The organism is Tropicimonas isoalkanivorans, assembly GCF_900112335.1.
Lineage (GTDB): Bacteria > Pseudomonadota > Alphaproteobacteria > Rhodobacterales > Rhodobacteraceae > Tropicimonas > Tropicimonas isoalkanivorans.
In genome coordinates, this window is the sequence record NZ_FOLG01000028.1 from 1 (window position 1) to 21997 (window position 21997).

A 21997-nucleotide genomic window follows, 5' to 3' on the forward strand; every position below is an offset into this window, starting at 1 on the left:
CCAGACCTTCCTGCACGATGGGCGGGTGGAGATCGACTCCAACAGCGTGGAGAACTTGATCCGGCCCATCGCTCTGAACAGGAAGAACGCATTGTTCGCCGGACATGACGAAGGCGGGCGCGCCTGGGGACGCATCGCGTCGCTCATCGAGACCGCAAAGATCAACGGCGTCGAGCCCTTCGCCTATCTCAAGGCCCTCCTCGAGGCCATCGCCGCCGGTCATCCGCAAGGCCGCATCGACGAACTTCTCCCGTGGAACTTCAATCCGTCAAGCTGAACCTGGGGTGGGATGCAGCCGCCGCTTACCATCCACTGTGTTCTACTCTATGCGTACAACCGGACTGGGAAGACGCGTTTGTCAATGGAGTTCAAAGACATCGGCAAGCGAAAGGCAAAGGGGATTTCCGATACGCTGTATTTTAACGCGTTCACTGAGGATCTCTTTGTTTGGCACAATGATCTCGACAACGACACTGATCGTCATCTGAAAATCAACGAAAACTCGTCCTTCTTTGACGGCCTGAAAGACTTAGCACTCGACGAGACAATCGCCGGTTACCTGTCGCGCTACACGGATTTTGATTTTGACATCGACTACGAGAAGTGGGTCGTGACCTTCCGCAAGGGCGATGAAGAGCGGATCAAGATATCCCGCGGCGAAGAGAAGATTTTCATCTGGTGCATGTTCATGGCGATCTGTGAGCGGGTCATCGATGGGCTGTCCTCTTATGAGCGGGTCAAGCACCTCTACATCGATGATCCCGTCTCCTCGCTGGACGATAACAACGCCATCGCCATCGCATGTGACTTGGCCGCTCTCCTTCGCAAAGCGGCGTCTCGCAAAAACGCGCAGGGTGAGCCGGACCCGCTACGCACCGTGTTCTCCTCTCATCATGCGCTTTTCTTCAATGTCATGTGCAATGAGATCGGGCGGACGAGGGACGGCCAGGAGAAGGTGAGCACCAAACGCTATTTTCTGCACCGGCCCGACTCCGACGGTTCCTTCACTCTGCAAGCGACCAGCGATACACCGTACTTCCATCACGTCGCGACCCTGGCCGAGCTTAGCAAATGCGTTGAGTCCGGGACCCTGTATACCTATCATTTCAATGCGCTAAGAAGCATCCTCGAGAGAACGGCCAGTTTTCTAGGCCATGATGACCTGCGGATTTGCCTTGAGGGGCTGGAAGACGAAGTCCTTTACAACCGCGCTCTAAATCTTTTGAGCCACGGCAAATATGCCATCACTGAACCGGTTGAAATGGTGGAAGACAACAAAGACCTGTTCAAAAGAATTCTCACGGATGTTGTCGAGAAGTTTGGTTTTGCAGTGCCCGACCTTGCCCCTGCGGCCCCCCAACCGAAAGCGAATCCATGACTGATCAGGACCAAAAACAGCTTGGCAAGACACTGTGGGGGATAGCCGATCAGTTGCGTGGCGCAATGAACGCGGATGACTTCCGCGACTACATGCTGGCGTTTCTGTTTCTCCGCTACCTCTCAGACAACTATGAGCAGGCTGCGAAAAAGGAGCTCGGACGCGACTATCCCGATCCCGACGCTGTCGGAAACGGGGGCCGGTCCTCCCTGTCTGTGTGGTACGAGCAGAACCCTAGCGACGTGGTGGCCTTTGAGAAGCAGATGCGCCTCAAGGCGCACTACGTTATCCGCCCCGAGCACCTCTGGGCCAGTATCGCCCACATGGCCCGGACCCAGGATGACGAGCTGCTCAACACGCTGCAAACCGGCTTCAAATATATCGAGAACGAATCGTTTCAGAGCACGTTCTCGGGCTTGTTCTCCGAAATCAATCTCGGCTCCGAAAAGCTCGGCAAGTCCTACGCGGACCGGAATGCAAAGCTCTGCACGATCATCACCAAGATTGCCGAAGGACTTGCGGAGTTTTCGACGGACACCGACACCCTAGGTGACGCTTACGAGTATCTGATCGGCCAGTTCGCTGCTGGGTCCGGAAAGAAAGCTGGTGAGTTCTACACGCCGCAGCGGATCTCGGACATCCTCTCCGCGATCGTCACACTCGACAGCCAGGAGCCGAAAACCGGCTCACGAAAGCACCTCCCCAGCGTAATGGACTTCGCCTGTGGCTCAGGCTCCCTGTTGCTCAATGTGCGAAAGCGCGTGCATCAGTCGGGTGGAAGTATTGGAAAGATTTTCGGGCAGGAAAAGAACATCACGACGTACAACCTCGCACGGATGAACATGTTGCTGCACGGCGTGAAGGACTCGGAATTCGAGATCTATCATGGTGACACGCTGACGAACGACTGGGACATGCTCCGCGAGACAAATCCAGCCAAGAAGCCTTACTTTGACGCCGTGGTGGCCAACCCGCCGTTCAGCTACCGCTGGAACCCGACCGAAGCGTTGGGCGAGGATGTGCGCTTCAAGAACTACGGGCTGGCTCCGAAATCGGCAGCTGACTTTGCATTTCTGCTCCACGGGTTTCACTACCTCAAAGACGACGGTGTAATGGCGATCATTTTGCCGCACGGCGTGTTGTTTCGTGGTGGAGCGGAAGCGAAGATCCGTCGCAAGCTACTGGACGACGGGCACATCGATACTGTCATCGGCCTGCCGGCTAACTTGTTCTACTCGACCGGCATCCCTGTCTGCATCCTTGTGCTGAAGAAGTGCAAGAAGCCTGAAGACGTTCTGTTCATAAACGCATCCGAGCATTTCGAGAGAGGAAAGCGACAGAACTACCTGTCTGACGATCACATAGAGACAATCATCAACACATACCAACAGCGCCCAAAGGAAATCGAGCGATACGCCAGGCGTGTGGAGATGGACGAGATTGAGGCCAATGACTTCAATCTGAACATCTCGCGCTACGTAAGTACGGCCAAGCCTGAGGTCGAGATCGACTTGTCAGCCACACACGAGGAGTTGCTCGAAATCGAAAAGAAAATTCGAGAGGCGACGGTAAAGCACAACGTGTTTCTCAGGGAACTTGGATTGTCCCCGCTGCCAAGTTCTGATTGACCCGTGCTCCGGGAAGCTTGAGCGCTCCATTGGGCGGCCTACTCGGCCGCGTGGACTAGATGCGGACGGGGCCGCATTGCCTCCGCCACAAACCCTACGCCATCCCGAAGTGGCTGCTCTGCCAGATGTGCGTAGCGCTGCGTGGTTTTCGCCTGGGTGTGCCCGAGCAGCTTACCGATCATCGAAAGCGATGCGCCGCCCGAGGCGAGCAGCGAGGCGAAGGTGTGCCGCAGATCGTGGATGCGCAGCTTCGGAAGTTTCGCCTCCTCCTGGATCGCATACCAGAACTTCCGGATTTCCTGCACCGGTTGTCCCTCGACATCGCTGGGGAAGAGCCACGGACAGCCCGCCGGAACCGCCTCCCGCCGCAGTCGGATGAGCGAGACCGCATCGGGCGATATCGGCACCCGGTGGACCTTCCGCTGCTTGGTGATCGCCGCCTGTTTGGTCCACACCGCATAGTCCAGATTGAACTGCTCGAAGCGCGCCTGCCGTACCTCACCGAGCCGGGCCCCGGTGAGCATGCAAAGCCGGATGATGCCTGCCGCACGCTGATCTTCCGCCGCCTCGAGCGCGGCACCCAGCCTGCCGATCTCCTCGAGCGACAAGAACACCTCGCGCTCGGTCTCGGGACGCCGCCGGAAACCCGCAGCTGGGTTGTCCTCGCGCATCTTCCATTTGATGGCGAGGTTAAACATCTTGCGCAGCACCTCGCCCACCCGGTTTGCGCGAACGGGAGTGGGCGTCGACGGCTTGAGCGGTTTTTCACGTTTGCGCGTGGTCTTCTTCTTGGCCGGCCGTGCCCGGCCTTCAGCAATCTTCGTAAGCAGCCGCTCCACGTCCGCCGGGGTTATTTCCTCTACAAGCCGGTTCTTCCATTCCGGCTCCACGAACCTGCGCATCATCGAGACCTGATCAGCACCATTGCGCTCCGACAGCGTTGGGACGTGCTCTTCAATGTAACGCGCGACGAGTGTTGAGATGCGCGGCGCTTCCCGCGTTTCCTCGCGGCTCGAAAGAGGATCCCGACCTGCTTCCATTTCCCGGCGCAGTTCCTTCGCGCGTTCCCGTGCGGCCACCACCGTCCAATCCGGCCAGCGTCCGATCGTGTAACGCCGTTGCCTGCCGCTTACGCGGTAGTTCAGCACGAACGTCTTCGTGCCGGAAGGCTGAACCGCCAGCGCGAAGGCAACCACCTCGGAGTCGAAGAGCTGGTAATATCTCCCTCGCCGCTCTGCGGCTCGCACCATTTTTTCTGTAAGCCGTTGACGGTCAGCCATAATTCTATCCTTATCCCGGTGTCCGAGCGACGCTCTCATCGGGCACGCATTCAAGTCATTTCGGGCGGGGGCGGTGGGAGCGTCTCACATGAGCCACTCGACAAAGCCCGAGGCCGCCGCGATTGCGCACCGAGAGACAAGGGGGCCGGATTGCCAACGGCATCCGGTCCGACGTCTCGAATCACGCTGGGGTGGGATAGCCTGTTGGTTGGGGTGGCAGGGTGGCAAGCGGGTCAGAGAACTGTGCCGACGCGAAAACCCAAGGCATCCGGATCGATTGGCTGCCGGACTCCGGCAACCGGCACGAGCGCCGTCCGGCCTTGCCACCGCGCTTGCTGGAACCAATTCTGAACGGTGTCGGTCGCGATTGCCCCGATTGGACCCGCGAAATTCTGCTCACCGCTTGCTCACCCAGCATATGCAGTTTTGTGCGATCCAGAAGCCGCCGAGCGCCGTCCAATACTGCTGAGTGCCTTTACTATCCTTTTTCGTTTTCAGTGAGTTAGGCGGCAATTGTCTGATTTGCATAAACATACCAACTTCGGCATGCGTAGGCTCATAACCTGAAGGTCGTAGGTTCAAATCCTACCCCCGCAACCAAAATTACAGACGAGATATCAAATACTTAGGCCGCCCTCCGGGCGGCTTTTGCATGTCGCGTCGTGTTGCAGGCCCGTCCCGAACGCTCCCCAAAGATTCCAAAGGCTTACGGCCAGCCCCGATTCCTCCGTGCAACACGGATGCGACACGGGACAGGCCCTATGTTCGCGGAGCGTTCGCGCCCAATGGCGCTTGCCCGCGCGGTGCCACTGCGATTGGATAGGAGCAATTCCCGAAAGGTCCCAATTGCCCATGCCGATCTACGAGTTTGCCAGCGAAGAAATACGCCCCCTCAGCAAGACCACATTCGGGCAGGTCCAGCTGCAGGAGCGTCGCGACCTGCAGCGCCTGCTCCGGGCGAACATCGCCGTGGTCGCACCTGACACGCTGGTGATCGCGGAGGAGTTCGGGGACTGGGACGAGTCACGCCGACGCATCGATCTTCTCGGCATTGACCGCGACGCGAACCTCGTGGTGATCGAGCTGAAGCGGACCGAGGACGGCGGCCACATGGAGCTGCAGGCCATCCGCTATGCGGCCATGGTATCCACCATGACCTTCGACCAGGCTGCCGATGTGTTCGCTCGCTGTCTCTCGCAGATCGGCAAGGCCGACACGGATGCGCGTGCCGAACTGCTCGACTTCCTCGGGTGGGACGAGCCCGACGAGGATGCCTTCGCGCAGGACGTCAGGATCGTCCTGGCCTCGGCCGAGTTCAGCCGAGAGCTGACGACATCGGTTCTCTGGCTGATCGAGCGCGGCATCGACGTCCGCTGCGTGCGCCTCCAGCCCTATGGCCTCGATGGTCGTGTCCTCGTTGATGTCCAGCAGATCATCCCGCTTCCGGAGGTCGCGGAATACCAGGTCCGCGTCACCGAGAAGAAGCGCAAAGAGCGCGAGGCGCGCACGGACACGCGAGACTGGACCAGCTACGACGTCACCCTCGGCGGGCGCCAACTGACGGCGCTGCGGAAGCGACACGCGATCTATCAGGTGTTCCGCCACCTCGTGGAGAGCGGTGTCGCACCGGAAGAGGTCGCCAAGCATTGTGGTCCGCGGGCCAATCGGGCCCTCGTGTCCGTGGAGGGCGAGGTGACGGGAGAAGACTTCAATCGCCTGGCAAAGGAAACCCGCGCCAGGGAGGGGCGGAATTTCGACCCGAAACGCTTCTTCACCGACGATGACGAACTTCTCCACTTCGGCGGGCGCACCTATGCGTTCTCCAGCCAGTGGGGCGGCACCGCTTGGGAGCAGGCCATGATCGAGCTGCGTGACGCCTTCCCGGATAAGGGCATCGCGTTCACGCCCTCCGAATAGAGGTGGTCATGCAGTTCCAATGGCAGGTTGATCAGACCGACATCGATCATGTGAAGACGTTTGTCGCTTCCCATGCCGCTAACCCCTTTGTCCGAATGCGGGTGGAGAGAAACCTCGCCTCAGCGAAGCCAGCCGTTGATCGCGCCGAGTTCTGGAAGCAGATGGTCGGCATGCGCATGACGTCTGTTCAACGATCTGGTCCGAATAGCGCCGTGGCAAAATGCCTGCGCACGACCCCGTTCCCCCTCGAATATGATGGTTTTGACCGTGAAACTGACGGAGAGGCGAGGCGTGATCTGATCTCGTCAACTCTCCGCGCTCATGGTGGTATCCGCTTCTCCGACAAGATTGCCGAAGACTTGTCCAGGAATCTCGACAAGCTGAACGCGGACCAAGGTTGGGCCACCACGCTGAAAAAGGTGAATGCTCTCGCGCTCCCTTCGGAAGCCCGACAGGAACGCGAGGTCGCCCGCTATCTCCAGAAGCTGCTGCACGGCTTTGGGCCGAAGCAGTCGAGAAACCTGCTTCAGTCGCTGGGATTGACCAGATACGAAATACCCATCGATAGCCGCATAACGAAGTGGCTGAACGACTTTGGTTTCCCTGTTACTTTGACAGCGACCGCGCTGGCAGACGCCGGATACTATGAGTTCGTGCTCGATGGCATTCAGGCACTGTGCGCCGCGAGCGATGTCTTCCCCTGCGTCCTCGATGCAGCAATCTTCGCTTCTTTCGACGGTGACGCGTGGACGCAGGAGAACACCATCTACTGACCACTACGCCGCCGCCGTCGCGATCCCATCCAGCCGCACCGCGACGCTGGTGACGCCGTTCCCGGCCGCTTCCACCGCCACGCCGATCGGGAAGCGCCCCGCGGCGGGGGTGGCGACTTCCTTCGCCGTGTTGTCCCACGCCACGCGCGCGCCGACCGTCAGCACCGCCGCGCTGGCCTTCGTCAGCTGGAACACGCCGGTGGTGGAGAGCTCGACGGGGTCGCCCTCGGCCGAGGAATAGGCGGCGATACCGAAGATGTTGCCGACGACGAGCGCGTCGCCCGAGGCGATGCCGCCTGCGGGCGTCGTGACGCGGACGATGTGGCCGTTCTGGAGGTAGTTCTTCATCTCAGAGCCCTTTCGAGGATTGAATGCGGACGACCGAGATGCGCTCGGTCGCCCCTGCGATCTGCCGGTTGAGGTCCGCGAGCGCGGCGGCCATCTCGCCGTCGCTCGCGTAGGTGACGCGCTTGCCGTCGTATTCGACGGTGCGGACGCCCCGGTAGCGCGCGGCCATCAGGGCGTCCCGCCAGGCGGTGAGCTGGGCGAGGTCGGCCATGCTCACGCCCCAGCATTCATGAACCAGCCCCGATGGTCGATGAACCCGGCCCCGAAATCGAGGATCACCCGGATCTCCACGCCATCGACATCCCAGCCCGAGCGGCTTTCCACCTGCGGGCCCTCGGCACCCGAGAGATAGGCGAACTCCAGCCCGTCGATCTCGCCAGGATCGGCGGTGACATACCAGCGCGTGGCTGAGGACAGGCGCGGCTCGACCACCAGCGAGAGCGAGCCCGAGAACGGGTTCACGTCGGCTGCGGTCGCGGGCGCGATGCTGGCCAGCCACTTCTCGGCGGTGGTCTCCAGCGCGGGCGGCACCAGCAGGTTGCGCGGCGTCACGCGGATCGTGCGGTCCTCAATGCCTTTCTGGGTGCGCAGCGCAAGCCGGGCCGCGGAGAGCGTGGCGTCGGAGATCACCGCGCCGGTGCCCGCCTTGTTGCCGTGGTCGGCATGGAACAGCGTCTTGCCGTCCGAGAGAGTCGGGCCGTTGCCGCTGCCCGCCTCAAGGAGGGTGACGAGGATGCGCGCCTCGGTCTCGGCCGCGGCCTGGCCCATACGCCGCGCGAGGTCCGAGAAGGCGCCGAGGTCGTCGTTCACCAGCACCTGCCGGGTGATGCCGATCTTCCGGGCCCAGGTCTCGACCTTGTAGGCCTCGCGCGCCTCGGCCATCGTGCCAGCCTTGATCTCGCCGTGCTCGTTCAGCTTCTCCAGCAGCGGCGCCTCGCCGAGCATGATCTTGTTCACCGCGCGGAAATCGCGCGCCGTGGTCTGGCGGCCGAGGCGTCGGATGCCCGAGGGCGCGGCCTGATAGGCGTCACGCAGCACCCTGCCCACCGTGTCTCCGAGGATGATTGGGAAATCGGAGGTCGTGTGCAGCGCTCGGGTCACAAGGCTCGCGGGCGACAGCGCCATGGTGGACTCGCCGCGCAGGGTCAGCAGTTCCTTCGCCATGTCCACGGGCGTGGAATAGGCGTAGCGCCGGGCGGGCTCGCTCAGCTCGTGGCGCGGGTTGATCCGGGCGTAGAGCGCCTCGCCCATCTGCCGGGCGCGGAGCGCCGGGTCGTCCTGGCTCTCGCCCATCTCGACGCGGACCTGCTCGGTGCGGATCGCGGGCGCGGATCGCTGCGCCAGCGCCTCGAAGGCCGCGCGGCGGGCGGTGTCGGGATCGGCGCCTCCGTCGATCTGGCGGTCGATCCAGGACTGGTCTAGCCCGGCGATGCGGGCGATGGAGCGGATCTCGGCGTTCGCCTCGGCGCGGGTCTCGGTTGTCGGCGCCGTGTCGGCGGCTTCGCGGGTGGTTGTCTCGGTCATCTCTGTCTCCATGCGAATATGGGCGCCGGGGTCGGCGGGCGTCGGCACCAGGGAAATCTCGTGGGGCATCCAGCGCACGGCGGTCATCACGCGCGCGCCGTTCTCGGCTGTCTCTGACCACTCCTCGACGGAGTAGCCGACCGAGACATGCCGCAGGATGCCCGCCAGGACGTCCTGCCAGACCGGCTCCACCTCGGGCCGGGCCGAGAATTGGATGAAGGCCGTGCCGCGCTTGCCGTCGACTGCGGCGCTGCGCACGGAGCCCAGCACGTCGCGGACGGCGGTCTGGCGGTGTGCGTCGAGGACGCTGGCGCCTTCGAGGCGCGACAGGTCCACGGCCTCGGGTGCAAGGCTCAGCCGCTCCATGTATTGACCCGCCATGTCGCGGCGGCGCACCGGCGCGCCGGTGGACCAAACCACCTCAACCGTTCGTGCCTCGGGATCGGCCGTGGCGGGCGCGAGCGTCGCGCGACGGGTGAGAAATCCGTTCCTGTCCTGGACGGTTTCTGCCGACCGGCCCGGTGGCACTATGGTCCTGGAAAGCGCGATCTCGGTCTCAGCCATCGGCCGCCTCCTTCTGCTGTGGCGACGCGGTCTGGCCGAAGGCGAGCCCCAGCCCCACCGCGCGCTCGCGGTCGGCGGCTATCTCGGCATCGACCAGTTCGGCGTCGTAGCCGCGCTCGGAGATCGCCTGGGACCGGCTCTTCAGACCCGCGCCGATCGCCATGATCTCGGCCTGCACGTCCTTCATCGGATCGACGTAGTCGAACTTCGGCGGTAGCCATTCGCATCCGAGATAGGCGTCCGGGTTACGGTAGAAGTCCCGCGCGGGCAGCTCGCCGGTAAGCACCGCCAAGCGCACGAAGCGCTCCCAGACCGGGCGGCAGAACAGGTGCACGACGACGTTGTGCTGCAGCTGCTCGACCCGGCGGCGGAACTCGATGAGCCCCGCGCGGATCGAGGAATAGGTCACACCCTCCAGGTCGCCCGAGACCAGCTCGTAGGGCAGGCCGAGCCCGGCCGCGACGGCGCGCAGGTGGTTTTTCACGAAGGGCGCATAGGCGTCGTGCTCGGTCGGGTTCGAAAAGCGGATGTCCGTGCCGGGCGGCAGCGGGATCAGGCTGCCGGGCTCCATGCCCACGGTCAGCGCGCCGCCGGTGTTGCTGCCCGACAGCCCGCCCGCCGTGCCATCAGGATCGGTGATGAAGCCGGTGAAGAGCGCCGCGACCTTGGCCTTCACCAGCGCGGCGTCCTCGAACTGGTCGAGCTCGTGCAGTCGAAGCAGCACCGGCGCCAGCCAGGTGATCCCGCGCAGTTGTCCCTTCGCGAGCGGCTTGAACAGGTGCAGGCAATCGGCGGCGGGAACGCGGAGCGGGTCCATGCGGAGAGACCCGAGAGGATCGCCCGGGCGGGAGGACAAGACCCGGTAGGCGACCCGGCGACCGGCGGCATCGAACTCGATGCCCGCGCGGATCCGCGCCCCGCCGCCGATCTCGCGGTGCAGGTCCATGGGAATCTGCTCGCGATCCAGAAGCTCAAGTTGGAGTGGAATGGCGGCGGCGTCGCTGGCCACACGGAGCCGGGCGAAGCTCTCGCCGCTCTCGACCATTGCGCGCACGGCCATCGCCTGCAGCCCGTAGAAATCCGCCAGCCCGTCCGGGGCGGCGTGATCGGTCCAGCGCAGCCAGAGCGCCTGCAGCCGCTCGCGCACCGCGCGGTCCGGATGGGTGGACTGCGGCTTGATCCCTGCGCCGACGACGTTGCCGACGAGGCTGTCCACCGCAGCCGCGACCCACGGGTTGTTCCGCGCATACCACCCGGCCCGCCGCGCCGCGGTGGTCGCGCCTGCCAGGATCGCCGCGTTCAGCCCATCGACCATCCGCGCGCCCTCCCAACGGCGCCCGCCACCCGCAGCGTCGAAGCCGCGAGCGCGCGCGAGGGCGAGAAGGCGATGGAGGAAGGTCCGCATGGGCGGCAGAATCGCCCGAAGTGGACTCTCAAGCTATTGGGAATGTTTGGGAATGGCCGAAAGCCGATCTACGCGATACGCGCTTCGCCGCTCCATTTTCCGAGCTCCGAGAGTTTTAGCCTGATGTTGTCGAAGCGCTTTACGGCAGCAGCGATCTTTCGTTGGTGCTCGATATCCAGAGTGCCATCTTCTTTCACAGGAAGCGACACCGTCAGTTCTTTCACACGGGCAACGAACAATTTTGCCTCGCAGAGAAAGCCACCAGCAGCCACGGCACTCCTCAACTGAATGGCCAAAAAGTCCAAATCAATCAGGTCATCCAGCACGTCGATAATGATGACATCGTCGGTGATTGCACAGACCTGATCCCGAACGTACACCTTGCCCACGGAAGCACCATTGGCGTTCACCGTAACGATGGGCTTCTCCTCGATGGTCATTCCGACGCTTTCGAGCCACTTCCGCGATGCCCGTCCCTTCTCGATGCGCGCGTCCCGAAAGCAGCTGTAGATCGGGATGTCTCCAGGATGTTGCCGAATGTCCTGCCCTCGCACACGTGTGCCAGACCTCACATTGAACAGCTTAGTATCTGAGAGCTCAAAGTCCTGCATGGGCGCATGCGTTAGCTTGTCGAGCTCGTCTTGCGCGGCTTTCAGTTCTCCTGATATCTCGGATATCCCCTCCCGTGCTTCGTTCACAAAGTCCACGCGTGATACTGCGTTTTCGCGTTCACCGAGTTCAACCAGCTCATCGTCCGACCAAAAGCGCGTTACATCCCATCGATCATTCGCTGTGAACTCGTCGGCGGAAACTGTACGGATCAGCTTGCTGGAATCGGCAAGGCTGGTGTCGCCTTCGGAGAACTTGATGAAAGCGGAAGCAATGTCATCCAAGTCGTTCTCATCAGGCGTCGGAATTCGCTGCCAATCGAGCGTTTCTCCGATAGACCGCGCAATAGCGCAGAATACCGGTGGGCGTGGATCAACATCTGTATGGCGGCGCTCGACGGCGAGGATGTAAGTCTTTTGCGCCGTGTTAAAGAAGGTGTTTCTTGGCAACTGGATGGACGCGATGATGTTGCACTCCCGTAGCAGCGCAGACTTGGGGCGCGGCTCTGTGCGGTTGAGCATCCCCAACGGAACGATGATGAACGCGCGGCCGCCCGGCTTCAATGCACCGGAAATATACCGCAGGAATAGGGCCTCAACGCCGAGCCCGCCGTTGTCGTAGTAGTCCCTCAGATCGACCCCGTTTCGCATACCTTTAACTTCGGCGATCTCCTTCTTGTAGATCGCACTTCCCTGCGTCACGTAGGGGGGATTGGTGAGAATGACGTCTACCGTATCCCGTGGCGGATATTCGAGCGAGCCGAGGGTGTCGTTTCTGTTGATGGCAACGAATGTATCCGACAGTGCTTGGTTAAGCGCTCCAACAGTCACCGCAGGATTTCTCACTGCTTCGGCCAAGTGGATAAGCATGTTCGCCTTGGCCAGCATGTGGAGATTGAGGTCAACGTCGAGACCGATGGTTCTTACCCGGCGTTTGGACTTCCCGGCGACGAACTCGACGTTATTTGGTAGCGCCTCGTCGAAGAGCAGTGGCTCAAGAACAAAGCCACCGACACCAGCTGCTGGGTCAAGTACAACAGCCCCATCCGAGAGCTTGCCCAGTTGCGCCATCCGGATCATCGGTCGGACGACGTTTCTGGGCGTGAAAAACTGACCGAGTTTTTGCTGTCGCGCCGAGCGCCGCAGAAAGGTCTCGTAAAGGCGTAACTTGAACTCGGGGTCTATAGCCGTAAGGGGTCCGAATTTCTTGAAGGCCTCTAGAATCTCAAGGAAAGTTCGGTTGTGCCCAGAAATTGTTTCGTCCGATTTGTGAAATGCGAAACCGTTGATGATTGATGTTGGGGACTTGACCTCTGAGACACCCAGCATGCTGTTGATCGCGGTGTCTTGCGCCACCTGGTCTGATGGGAACAGTTCCTGGAACTTTGGACGAATAAATTTCACGTAGTACTCGATAGCGGTCATTCCGTGCTTCGAGAGAAATGTCGCCGGATCCTCGAGAAGGAAATAGAACCGATATGCATCCGGGAGAGTGGCTGTGGGCAGGTTGTCAGAGAGGAACTTCAGCAGAAACAGCTCGACGAAGGTGAGAAGGCATTCCTTTGGCTCGGCTTTTGTTGCGTGCCAGATTATCTGCCATGTCGTTTCAGCTAGAGGCTTCGGATCTTTTGCCACGCCTGTGTCCCCGGCAAGGAGGTTTGAGAGAACCGCCGGGTTCAAGTCCCTCTGCTCGTCAAAGTATTCAAGGGCTTTATTTTCCAAGCTTGCCTTGACATCGATGTAGATGTCCTTGGTGCCGTCGGATGTAATGGCGATGTTGACGCCAAGGGAGGCGGCGGCGAAAAGCGCTTGTTCGGCGGAGGTCAGCTTTTCCTTTTCGGTCTTGTGCTTGCCGGGAGCCTTGTTCTCGGCAGTTGCCACGGGCACGAGATGATCCAGGATGCGGCGCAAGTAGACGCGATCAGGTTTCGCAGAGATTGGCTTCTTCGGCGCTTTGTAGTTGGCGAACGGGAAGTCGATGCTCTTTGGCGGCGTCGCCTCCACGCCAACAGCCACCAACTCCTTGATGGTCGTCTGTCCTATGTTGAGGAGCTCGTACTCGCCGAAGGTGTCCCCCTTGAGGGCGCCTGATGCCAGATAACCACGCTGAATGAGCTCTTCGTTTGCCATCGTGTTAGTCGATTCCCTTGTCGGTTCGCCGCGATTGGCTTGTCGGTAACACGTCGAAAGCGCCGTGAATAGAGGGAATCGTTCGTTGTGTCAGCGAGTTAGCCAGCGCGAGCGGATCACCTTGTCAGCAACAGGCTCCCGAGCTTGACCTCTCTCTGCCATCCCCTCCACCTCCTCGTTCAGCCGGAGCCCCATGCTGATGAGCCCGTGCAGGGCGGCGTGGGCGTAGACGAAGGTGTCGAGGGCCTCGTTGCGTTCGCCGTCACGCTTGGGCTGCCAGGAGCGGATGGGGCGGCCCCGCTCGAAGCGGGTGACGACGCGCTCGGCGGTCAGCTGGCGGAAGTAGTCGGCGTCGAGGCGGCGCGGGAAGTGGATCGCGCCGGGACCGGGCTCGGTCAGGCGCAGCCGGGCATAGACCGCGTCCTTCACCGCGTCCACGCCGACGATGAACAGCGGGATCTTGCCCTTGTTCGTGCGCGTCGGTCGGCGCGGCCAGACAGGGATGCCGGGCCCGCCGCGGCCCTTGATCGCCCAGATGCGGCGGGCGAGGCGGGTGCGGCAGAACTCGTACGCCATCTTGGTGTGATGCCCGCCGGTGTCGATGGCGGCGGCGCGCACGGGCAAGTCGAGCCCCGCGGGATGCGGGAAGGTCGCCTGCAGCACCATGTCGAGATCGGACCAGAGGCGCGGCCCGGACGGGTCGCCCCAGAGCACGCGGTAGTCGATGACCCATGCCTCCTCGTCGCGGCCCCAGCCGAGGATCTGCACCTCGATCCGGTCGCCCTGCACGTCGACGCCCGCGGTCAGCACGGCGACGGCGGCGGGCAGCGCCTCGCCCCAGTCCTCGCGCCGCGCCATGAGCGGGTCGGCCGGAACGGTGTCGCCCGCCTGGTCCTCCCAGGACTCGCCCAGCTTAGTGTTGACCCAGACCTGCAGGCGGGGCGGGTCCTTCTGGACGCGGCCGTGCTCGGCGGCGATCTCGGCCCATGTCTCCCACGGCGAATAGAGCGCGGAGAGGTGGAAGCCCGCGGTGCGACCGTCGCCCTCGGCGGTCGCGCGCCATTCGCCCGCCGCCAGCAAGCGGGGCTTCTCGTGCTCGTGGTGGATGCCGCCACAGGCCTCGCAGACCAGATGCGCCTGGTCACGCCGCCCCTCGGGCCAGCGGATGCGGGCCCAGGTGATCGGGGCCATGTCGCCGCAATGCAGACAGGGGACATGGTAGAAGCGTCGGTCGCTGTGCTCGAAGGCCGCCTCGATGCGGGAGTGGCCTTTCAGCGTGGGCGTCGAGACCATGTAGATCTTGCGCCGCCCGCGGAAGGTGGCCGTGCGCTGGATCGCGAGATCGACGGGATCGCCCTCGCCATCGGCGTCGCCCGGATAGCCGTCCACCTCGTCGAGGAACAGGTAGCGGACGGGCGTGGATCGCAGCCCCACCGCGCTGTTCGCCCCGGTCATCACCAGCTGGCCGCCGGGGAAGGACTTGCGGAACAGGCTGTTCCCGGCGTCACGGGAGCGGGGTGCTGCGACCAGTTCGCGGAGCGCGGGCGTCGCCTCGATCAGCGGATCGATGCGGACGGTGGTGTTCCGGCGCACCATGTCGAGCGAGGGCATCACCAGCATGGCGATGCCGGGCGCGTTCTGGATGATGTAGCCCAGCCAGTTCAGCCCGGCCTCGGAGCCGCCGGTCTGTGCCCCCTTCATCAGCACGACGCGCTCGTAGGGGCTGGCGGTGGAGAGCGCGTCCATCACCGCGCGCAGATACGGCGTGCGGTCGGTGCGCCAGCGGCCGGGCTCGGCCGAGGTCGGCGGCAGGATGCGGTGCCGGTCGGCCCAGTCCGAAACGGGGATCGGCGGTTCGGGGCGGATGCCGCGCCGCCAGGCGAGGTCGATGTCAGGCACCATCGCCAAAACTCCCGAGCGGTAGGTCGGCAAGGTGCTCCAGATGCTCGCGCATCATCCGGTCGAGCGCGGCAAAGGTGGCGCGTGGATCGGCGCCGAGCTCGGCGGCGAGCAGCGGTGCCGCGCGCTGCACCCATGCCATGTGCGCGTCGCGCTCGGCACGGGCGCGCGCGAACACCGTGCGCCGCGCCTCGTTGGCATCGATCAGCTTGCCCTGTTCACGCTCGAAGGCCAGCCGGGCGCGCTGAACCTTGACGATCTCGTGCAGCCGCTTCGCCTCGGCCAGCGTGGCGGTGCGGGCGGTGGCAGAGGGCGCGCCGCCCTTGTAGCGCCGGGCCGGGTCGAGGTTCGTCTCGATCCAGGCCAGCCCCTCGGCCACATCAATCCGCCCGTCCGCGCGCACCGGCAGCCCCTCGGCCACGAGTTGCGAGATGCGCCCCTTGGTCAGGCCGACCCGCGCGGCGAAGGCGGTCTTGGTCTCGGTCCCGTCAAGTTTAGGCATGACCGGCCCTCACGCTGGCGACGTTATGCGCTGCGGGTCCCCACATACGGATCGGCACAGGAGGAACCGCCCGGCGGCCCACGATCCGGCAAGCCCGACCGTTCCCGACGGTTCTGAAGTTCTCGCGGGCCGTGCCGGGTGTCGCCGTCCGTTGACGAATTGTCTGGTGGGTTTGGTGGAGATCAGGGGTTTGTTTCCGCCCGCCCTTAAAAACTGGCACGTCATGCGTCGCGGCGTGATGCATGACAGGACGTGTCGCGACCTTCCACGTCGCTGACACTTCGGGCGACAAACACAGATATCGGCCGGGACAAATCCACCAAAGCCACCAAACCCACCAGACGGATCGGGAATGAACGTCACGCATCGGCACGGCTCCGGAGAGTTTCAGAACCGTCGTTGATCGGCGTGGCGCCCAGCTCCGCGTGTTGCAGCTGCCAGCGCGTGTGCCCTGCCGACACGCCCGCGTTGATAAGGCGAAGCCCGCCCACGATCCGGTTCTGATGCGACCCGATCCACTTGCCGAGTCGTCTGCCGTTGATCGCGCCGCCTTCGCCCGCGACCCGCAGCAGGGCCTCGCGGAATTCGGGGTGCACGAACTCGGCGCGACCGTAGAGCTGCGGTCGCTGCTCGGTTGCGCGCTCGATCACGTCGCGGACGTTGGCGGGCTGCAGGCCGATCACCTCGCGCCAGCCTTCCAGGACCGATGTCAGCGCTTCGAGCTTCGGGTCGGCGCCGCGCAGCTCCTCCATCGTGTCGCAGGGGTCGGCCTCGCCCAGCCAGATCAGAGCGTCGCGGACCCAGCGCGACCAGTCGGTGAAGGAGCCGAGCGGCGCGCGCTGCTGCGGCCGGCCGGCGATGTGGAAGGCGCGCAGGACGGTCAGCCCGGCCGAGACGTAGTCGCCACGCCGCTCGCTCACCATGGCGAGGGGATCGCGGTCGAAGGCCCGCAGCTCGGGCCGCTCCACCCCGGCGTCGAGCGTGGCGCGGAGCGCGCGGCGTGTCATGTCGCCCTCGAAGGTCAGGTTGTTGCCGGTGGCGAAGATGGCCGCGTTGCTCGGCACCTCGGCGTTCACGGACTTGCCGAGGATCCGGACCTTGAGGCTCGTCTGCGTCATGGTCTGGCAGAGAAGCTCGCCGCCCAGCGGTTCCTCGCAGTTGTCGATGGCGATCAGCACGTCGCCCGCGATCAGCGCCGCGCCCAGCCGCTTCTCCATTTCCTCCTCGGATTTTCCCTGCGCGATCACCGGCGCGGGCCGGGCGGTGGCGATCAGGCTGGCGAGGTCAACCAACATGGATTTGCCCGTGCCCGCAGTCGGTGCGTTGAAGCCGTGCAGCGGCGCGGTGGGCAGCGAGCGGCGCACCAGCGCGGTCAGGATGGCCGAGAGCGCCACGGCGCGATCCCCTTCCGTAACGAAGGGGAAGGTCGAGATCAGATCCTTGAGGTAGGCCAGAGCGCGCAACGCCATGTCCCGGTCGGGATCGCGCGGCAGCGCCGGGAACCGGACGTCCTGCGGGTCGAACAGCAGCCCGGTCTGCGCATCGTAGCCAGGCAGGTCGAGGATCGAGCCGTCGGCGCGCAGGGTCGGGCAGTTGATGATCCCCGTCAGCACCGGTAGGCGCCACTGGCCCTCGCGCGAGAGGAAGGTCTCCGCGATCCTGTGCGGGCAGTCGGTGCTGAGCCACTCGCCCTCGCGCTTGTCGAACCGCTTCCAGTTCGCCGCGCGGGTGAAGGCCTCGGCCATGTGGTGCGCCTTGACGTCGACCAGCCGGGGGGCGTCGACCGTGCGCCCATCCGAGACCGCCACCGGCACCATCGCCGGGCGCACCACCATGCTGCCTCGCTGATAGTAGCCGAGCCCCGCCTGCATCAGCGCGCCCTCGGCCATGTCGACGGCCCGGTGCAGGAAGCCCGCAAAGATGCGGATCACCGGGCGGCTGTCTCCGTCGTCATCGTCGGTATCCTGGCCGTCTAGAATACGAGCGCGCGAGGTTCGCACCCGCTCCACCCGTTCCGCGCGCCAGCCGTTCTGCCGTGCGAGCCAGAAGAGCGTGCCCACGGTCACGCTGCGCACGGACGAGAAGCTGTCCCATTTCTCGCCCATGCGGAAGGTGGGCATCCGCACCTTGGCCTCGCTGGCGTAGTAGTAGACCTTCCGCCGCTCCTTCGCGTCGCCGAAGACGAAGAGTGCGATGGCGTCCGCGCCTCGCAGCAGATCCTCGGCCAGCGTCGGGCAAACCTCTCCTGTGGCGGGTCCAGCCCGCAAATGCTCCTGCATGTCCTGTCCTCCTAGGTGCGGATCAGCGCGCCGAGCGCGATGATCGTTCTCTGACTGACGGCGAACGTGACCATCGCATCGCCGCCCTCGTGAAATCCGGATGCCTCCATCAGCTTGCGCAGCTGCGCCTTCGGTGGCGCGAAGCTCGCGATCATCACGGTCCGGTCGGGCAACAGCCCGTCGCTGGACCCGGCGAGGGAGACGGACGCGGTATGGAACCGCCGCTCGACCTCGATCTTCAAGAAGGGGAGCATCACGCCGTCGAGCGCCTCGTCGAGCGCACCGTCCCGCGCCGCCGCGATCAGCCCGGCCAGCATGTCCCCGAATGTCCGGACCTGCGTCAGCGCCCGCATGGCATTGGGCAGCGGCAGCCAGTCGTCCTGATCGTCCTCGGGCATCATGTCCTGGCTGTGCAGGTCCTCGACGGGGAACTCCCAGAACCGCTGCGACGCCTCGACCGCGTCCTTCACCTGATCGGCCGCCATGATCGCGAGCAGCAGCCGGCCGCAATCCTCGGGCGTCATGTCGGCCGCGCCGGGCCCGCGCCCGCCGGTGGAGATCAGTCGCTCCTTCCGTAGCGCGCGCGCGATCACTGACACCGTCTGCTCGGGCATCGGCAGCACCTGCGCGAGGGTGGGGATGAGGTCGCTGAGCTTTGCCATCGCGGCGGGGTCTCCTGAGCTTGTTTCGGACTTTAGGTTCAAAACCTCTGGCGCACAAGAGGGTTTCGGACTAAAAATCCATTACTGGCTTCCGAGGCGGTCGGTTTCGCCTCGCTATGCCGGAAGAAGGATGGCAATGCGGAAGGCTGACAATGCTCAACGCATTGTCAGAAAAGAGGAAAATCGGATGGCGACGATCCGGAAGCGAACACTGCCCTCGGGCCTGGTGCGCTGGCAGGTGGATTTCACCGACCAGGCCGGCAAGCGCCGCTCGAAGCTGTTCCCGCGCCGGAAGGACGCCGACGTCTACCTCGTGAAAGTCCGCTCGCTGGTCGCCAACAACACCTATCTGGCCGACAGCGAGAGCATCACCGTGGCCGACGCCGCGAAGGCGTGGCTCGACCATTGCGAGGTCCGATGCAAGACGGGACGGCGGATGGAGCGGTCCACGCTCCGCGGCTATAGCGACTATGTGCGGCTGCACATCACGGACGCGCAGATCGGGATCGGGGACAAGCTGATCGTCCAGCTGACCCGCCGCCATGTGAACGAGTTCCGCGACCGTCTGCTGCTGAACGGCCGGTCCGAGCATCTGACCCGCCGCGCGCTCTCGGTGTTGAAGCTGCTGCTCGACCACGCCATCGACAACGGTCAGCTCTTCACCAACGCCGCGCAGGGCGTCCGCGTGATCAAGTCGAGCCGGATCGACTACAAGGCGCCGGTGCCGTCCAAGGAGACGATCCGCGCGCTGATCGACGCGGCCGACGAGGACTTCAAACCCCACCTGATCGTCTCGGCGCTGACCGGCCTGCGCGCCTCGGAACTGCGCGGCCTGCGCTGGCAGGACGTGGATTTCGAGAAGGGCTTCATCCACGTGCGCCAGCGCGCCGACGCCTACAACCAGATGGGCGAGCCGAAATCGCGCGCGGGCTATCGCGACATCCCCGCCGGGCCGATGGTGCTGAACGCCCTGCGCCGCTGGAAACTGCGCTGCCCGAAGAGCGACCTCGGGCTGGTGTTCCCGGCGCCGCGCGGCGGCGTCCTCCAGCACACCAACACGCAATCCCGGTTCCGCAAGCTGCAGGAGCAGGTCGGCGTGAAGCTGCGCTGGCACGACCTGCGCCATTTCGCGGTGTCGCTCTGGATCGAGCAAGGCTTCTCGATCAAGGAGATCATGACCTTCGCGGGCCATTCCTCGATCCAGATGACCATGGAGCGCTACGGCCACCTTTTCCCGTCGCCCGACCACCAGAACGCCATGGCCGAGGTCGAGGCCAAGCTGCTTGGGTGAGTGGGCCGAGCGGTCGGTTAACGCGATCTTTAGTCAATTCCTCGATGATGGTGCGGCCGACCGCAGAGGCCCTCCATCATGACCATCACCTACACCGAGGCCTATCGGACGGCCTTCGTCGAATATCTCCGCAGGGGAACACCGATCCGCCTGTCGCTGAAACAGGCCGGGATCACGGATCAGTATGTCTGGCGCACCCGGCGCGACGAGCGAGTGCGCCGGTCGCACCGGATAAACGACGGCCGCGTGTTCTCGTGGTCCGATCCGCCTGTCACCGGGCATCCCGGCGAGGACTACAACTGCCGCTGCGAAGCGGTCCCCTTCGTCGCTGGCGAGACGGAGTTCGGATTTCACGAGTTCACCACGAGCCTCGCGTCGAGCTATGATCGGTGGAGCAACCGCGATTTCATTCGCCACTACTATAATGGTGGCGGGCGCGCGGTCACCCTGCTGGAGATCGGACACCTGCGAGAGATTGCCGAGCAATACGCCTATGGCGATGGGGCCGAGGGCGCCTTCCGCCGCCTCGCCGACCAAATCGCGGATGAAGCGCGCGCGTCGGGCGCGGGAGCGCTCAGCTACGACTTCGGCGCTCCGTACGATTTCGGTGATGTCGCTTTCTCCCATGGCGATGGCGTGGTTCGCGGACGCTTCGTCGGTCGTGTCGACGACCGCGGCGCGATGCTCCGGATCACCGGCGAGACCACCTTCGAGTTCAGCGACATTTTCGAGGATCCGCTTGATATCGGCATCGAGGCCGGTGGCACGCCGTATCCGATCACCGGCGACTGGACAGCGCGCTTCTCCGCCGAGGTGGTGAAGGACGCCAGGAGGAGCGAGTACGGCGGGGTCGGTCGGAAGTGACGTCTCGGCCGCGATCTCTCACAGGCACGCTTGCTCGATACACGCTGCTCGGTCTGGCAGGGCTGATCCTCCTTTGGGCAGTGGTCGCCAGTGCGCGGTGGACGATGAGTTTCCAAGAAACCGTGACCTTGCCGAGTGGCATGCAGTTGAGCCGTGAGTTCGACTGGGACCGCTATGGCCGCTGGGATCTGCTCGCTACGAACGGCCGGACCCGGCTGGCGCGCGATGTGGAGTTCCTCTGCTTCGACGACCGGTACGTTTTCGTGCAGTCTCACGACCGCGCGTTCACCGGATTGTACGAAGCCGAGACCGACAGCAGGGTGCCGGTGGACTATGCGCGAGCCATGGCCATCAGCGGCCTGAGCAAACCCGGCGAGGGCTGCGACGGATACTATACGGGATGGGTCGGCCCCGGCCTTTTGCTCGACGCCGGGCGCCCACCTTTCGTGCCCCCTTGCGCATGGCGAAACGTCGACAACGAGGCGTTACGCGACCGGGCGTGGTTCGAGCGCCCCTGTGCGCCGGACTCGTGGCCTCCGGAGCGGCAATGAATACTCCGAGAATCAGATTCCCGTTCGTTCACAATGGTTTGCGTCTGCTCCGTGCGACACGTGAATGGCGTTGTTGCAGAACTCAGCCGGTGAAGGATTCACATCGGGAATTCATGCGGTTAGACGAGGTACATGAGCAAGCCCAAGCCCGCCCGCTACCGCACAACGAACTGGTCCACCTACAACGATGCGCTCAGGAAGCGCGGGTCGCTGCTGATCTGGCTGGACAAGGAGATGGCCTGGCACGCGCCGCATGAGGGACGCCCAGGGCGCCCGCCGGTCTTTTCGAATGCCGCGATCCGGTTCTGCCTATCGATCAAGGTTCTGTTCAAGCTGCCGCTCAGGCAGACAGCCGGGATGGTCGCGAGCCTCCTGCGCCTGGCAGGGCTGGACT

19 protein-coding genes are annotated in these 21997 nt (G+C 63.8%); 9 read left to right on the plus strand and 10 right to left on the minus strand.

Going from position 1 to position 21997, the window contains the following annotated elements; genetic code table 11:
- The 3 genes from BM075_RS23140 to BM075_RS23150 all read left to right on the plus strand — a co-directional run.
- Window positions 1-277: transposase domain-containing protein (locus BM075_RS23140; RefSeq protein WP_143089940.1), on the plus strand; the 277-nt coding region annotated here is incomplete at its 5' end.
- A gap of 84 nt (window positions 278-361) precedes the next feature.
- Window positions 362-1378, plus strand: coding sequence for an AAA family ATPase (locus BM075_RS23145; RefSeq protein WP_218152903.1), 1017 nt, complete (start codon window positions 362-364; stop codon window positions 1376-1378).
- Window positions 1375-3006 (plus strand): type I restriction-modification system subunit M, encoded by a 1632-nt coding sequence (locus BM075_RS23150; RefSeq protein ID WP_093362998.1) that lies wholly within the window; start codon window positions 1375-1377, stop codon window positions 3004-3006. The genes BM075_RS23145 and BM075_RS23150 overlap by 4 nt, the downstream gene beginning before the upstream one ends.
- 38 nt (window positions 3007-3044) lie before the next feature.
- Here the strand turns inward: BM075_RS23150 and BM075_RS23155 are convergent, their stop codons facing one another.
- Window positions 3045-4286, minus strand: a complete 1242-nt coding sequence (locus BM075_RS23155) for a tyrosine-type recombinase/integrase (RefSeq protein WP_093362999.1) — start codon at window positions 4284-4286, stop codon at window positions 3045-3047.
- Between the two features lie 852 nt (window positions 4287-5138).
- On the opposite strand from BM075_RS23155, the gene BM075_RS23160 reads away from it, so the two are divergent.
- Together BM075_RS23160 and BM075_RS23165 are read left to right on the plus strand one after the other, a co-directional pair.
- Window positions 5139-6203, plus strand: coding sequence for a PDDEXK family nuclease (locus tag BM075_RS23160; protein WP_093363000.1), 1065 nt, complete (start codon window positions 5139-5141; stop codon window positions 6201-6203).
- A gap of 8 nt (window positions 6204-6211) precedes the next feature.
- A complete protein-coding gene (locus BM075_RS23165) occupies window positions 6212-6976 on the plus strand; it encodes a hypothetical protein (protein ID WP_143089941.1) in 765 nt (254 codons plus the stop codon).
- A gap of 3 nt (window positions 6977-6979) precedes the next feature.
- On the opposite strand, the gene BM075_RS23170 is transcribed toward BM075_RS23165, so the two are convergent.
- From BM075_RS23170 to BM075_RS23210, 9 genes are all read right to left on the minus strand, one after another.
- Window positions 6980-7324 carry a DUF2190 family protein gene (locus BM075_RS23170; protein WP_093363002.1) on the minus strand — a complete coding sequence of 115 codons (345 nt, stop codon included), beginning with the start codon at window positions 7322-7324 and terminating at the stop codon, window positions 6980-6982.
- Between the two features lies 1 nt (window position 7325).
- Window positions 7326-7535 (minus strand): phage head-tail joining protein, encoded by a 210-nt coding sequence (locus tag BM075_RS23175; protein WP_093363003.1) that lies wholly within the window; start codon window positions 7533-7535, stop codon window positions 7326-7328.
- 2 nt (window positions 7536-7537) lie between these two features.
- Window positions 7538-9412 carry a prohead protease/major capsid protein fusion protein gene (locus BM075_RS23180; protein WP_245758961.1) on the minus strand — a complete coding sequence of 625 codons (1875 nt, stop codon included), beginning with the start codon at window positions 9410-9412 and terminating at the stop codon, window positions 7538-7540.
- Window positions 9405-10817: a phage portal protein gene (locus BM075_RS23185; RefSeq protein ID WP_093363004.1), complete on the minus strand. Its 1413-nt coding sequence runs from the start codon at window positions 10815-10817 to the stop codon at window positions 9405-9407. Before BM075_RS23185 ends, BM075_RS23180 begins: the two co-directional genes overlap by 8 nt.
- Window positions 10818-10885: 68 nt before the next feature.
- Complete coding sequence (locus BM075_RS23190; protein ID WP_093363005.1) at window positions 10886-13555, minus strand: HsdM family class I SAM-dependent methyltransferase; 2670 nt, start codon at window positions 13553-13555, stop codon at window positions 10886-10888.
- 90 nt (window positions 13556-13645) lie between these two features.
- The gene (locus BM075_RS23195) at window positions 13646-15457 is read right to left on the minus strand and encodes a phage terminase large subunit family protein (RefSeq protein ID WP_093363006.1); all 1812 of its coding nucleotides are present in this window, start codon (window positions 15455-15457) and stop codon (window positions 13646-13648) included.
- Window positions 15447-15956, minus strand: a complete 510-nt coding sequence (locus tag BM075_RS23200) for a hypothetical protein (protein ID WP_093363007.1) — start codon at window positions 15954-15956, stop codon at window positions 15447-15449. Before BM075_RS23200 ends, BM075_RS23195 begins: the two co-directional genes overlap by 11 nt.
- Window positions 15957-16315: 359 nt before the next feature.
- Complete coding sequence (locus tag BM075_RS23205; protein WP_093363008.1) at window positions 16316-18235, minus strand: hypothetical protein; 1920 nt, start codon at window positions 18233-18235, stop codon at window positions 16316-16318.
- An 11-nt stretch (window positions 18236-18246) separates the two neighbouring features.
- Complete coding sequence (locus BM075_RS23210) at window positions 18247-18897, minus strand: hypothetical protein (RefSeq protein WP_093363009.1); 651 nt, start codon at window positions 18895-18897, stop codon at window positions 18247-18249.
- A gap of 187 nt (window positions 18898-19084) precedes the next feature.
- Between BM075_RS23210 and BM075_RS23215 the strand changes: the two genes are divergently transcribed.
- The 4 genes from BM075_RS23215 to BM075_RS23230 all read left to right on the plus strand — a co-directional run.
- Window positions 19085-20188 carry a site-specific integrase gene (locus BM075_RS23215; RefSeq protein ID WP_093363010.1) on the plus strand — a complete coding sequence of 368 codons (1104 nt, stop codon included), beginning with the start codon at window positions 19085-19087 and terminating at the stop codon, window positions 20186-20188.
- 78 nt (window positions 20189-20266) lie between these two features.
- Window positions 20267-21052: a phage minor head protein gene (locus tag BM075_RS23220; RefSeq protein ID WP_093363011.1), complete on the plus strand. Its 786-nt coding sequence runs from the start codon at window positions 20267-20269 to the stop codon at window positions 21050-21052.
- A 104-nt stretch (window positions 21053-21156) separates the two neighbouring features.
- Entirely contained in the window at window positions 21157-21603 is a 447-nt protein-coding gene (locus tag BM075_RS23225) for a hypothetical protein (protein ID WP_143089942.1), read from the plus strand.
- A gap of 132 nt (window positions 21604-21735) precedes the next feature.
- Window positions 21736-21997 (plus strand): transposase (locus tag BM075_RS23230; protein WP_177208465.1); only part of this gene is annotated, 262 nt, incomplete at its 3' end.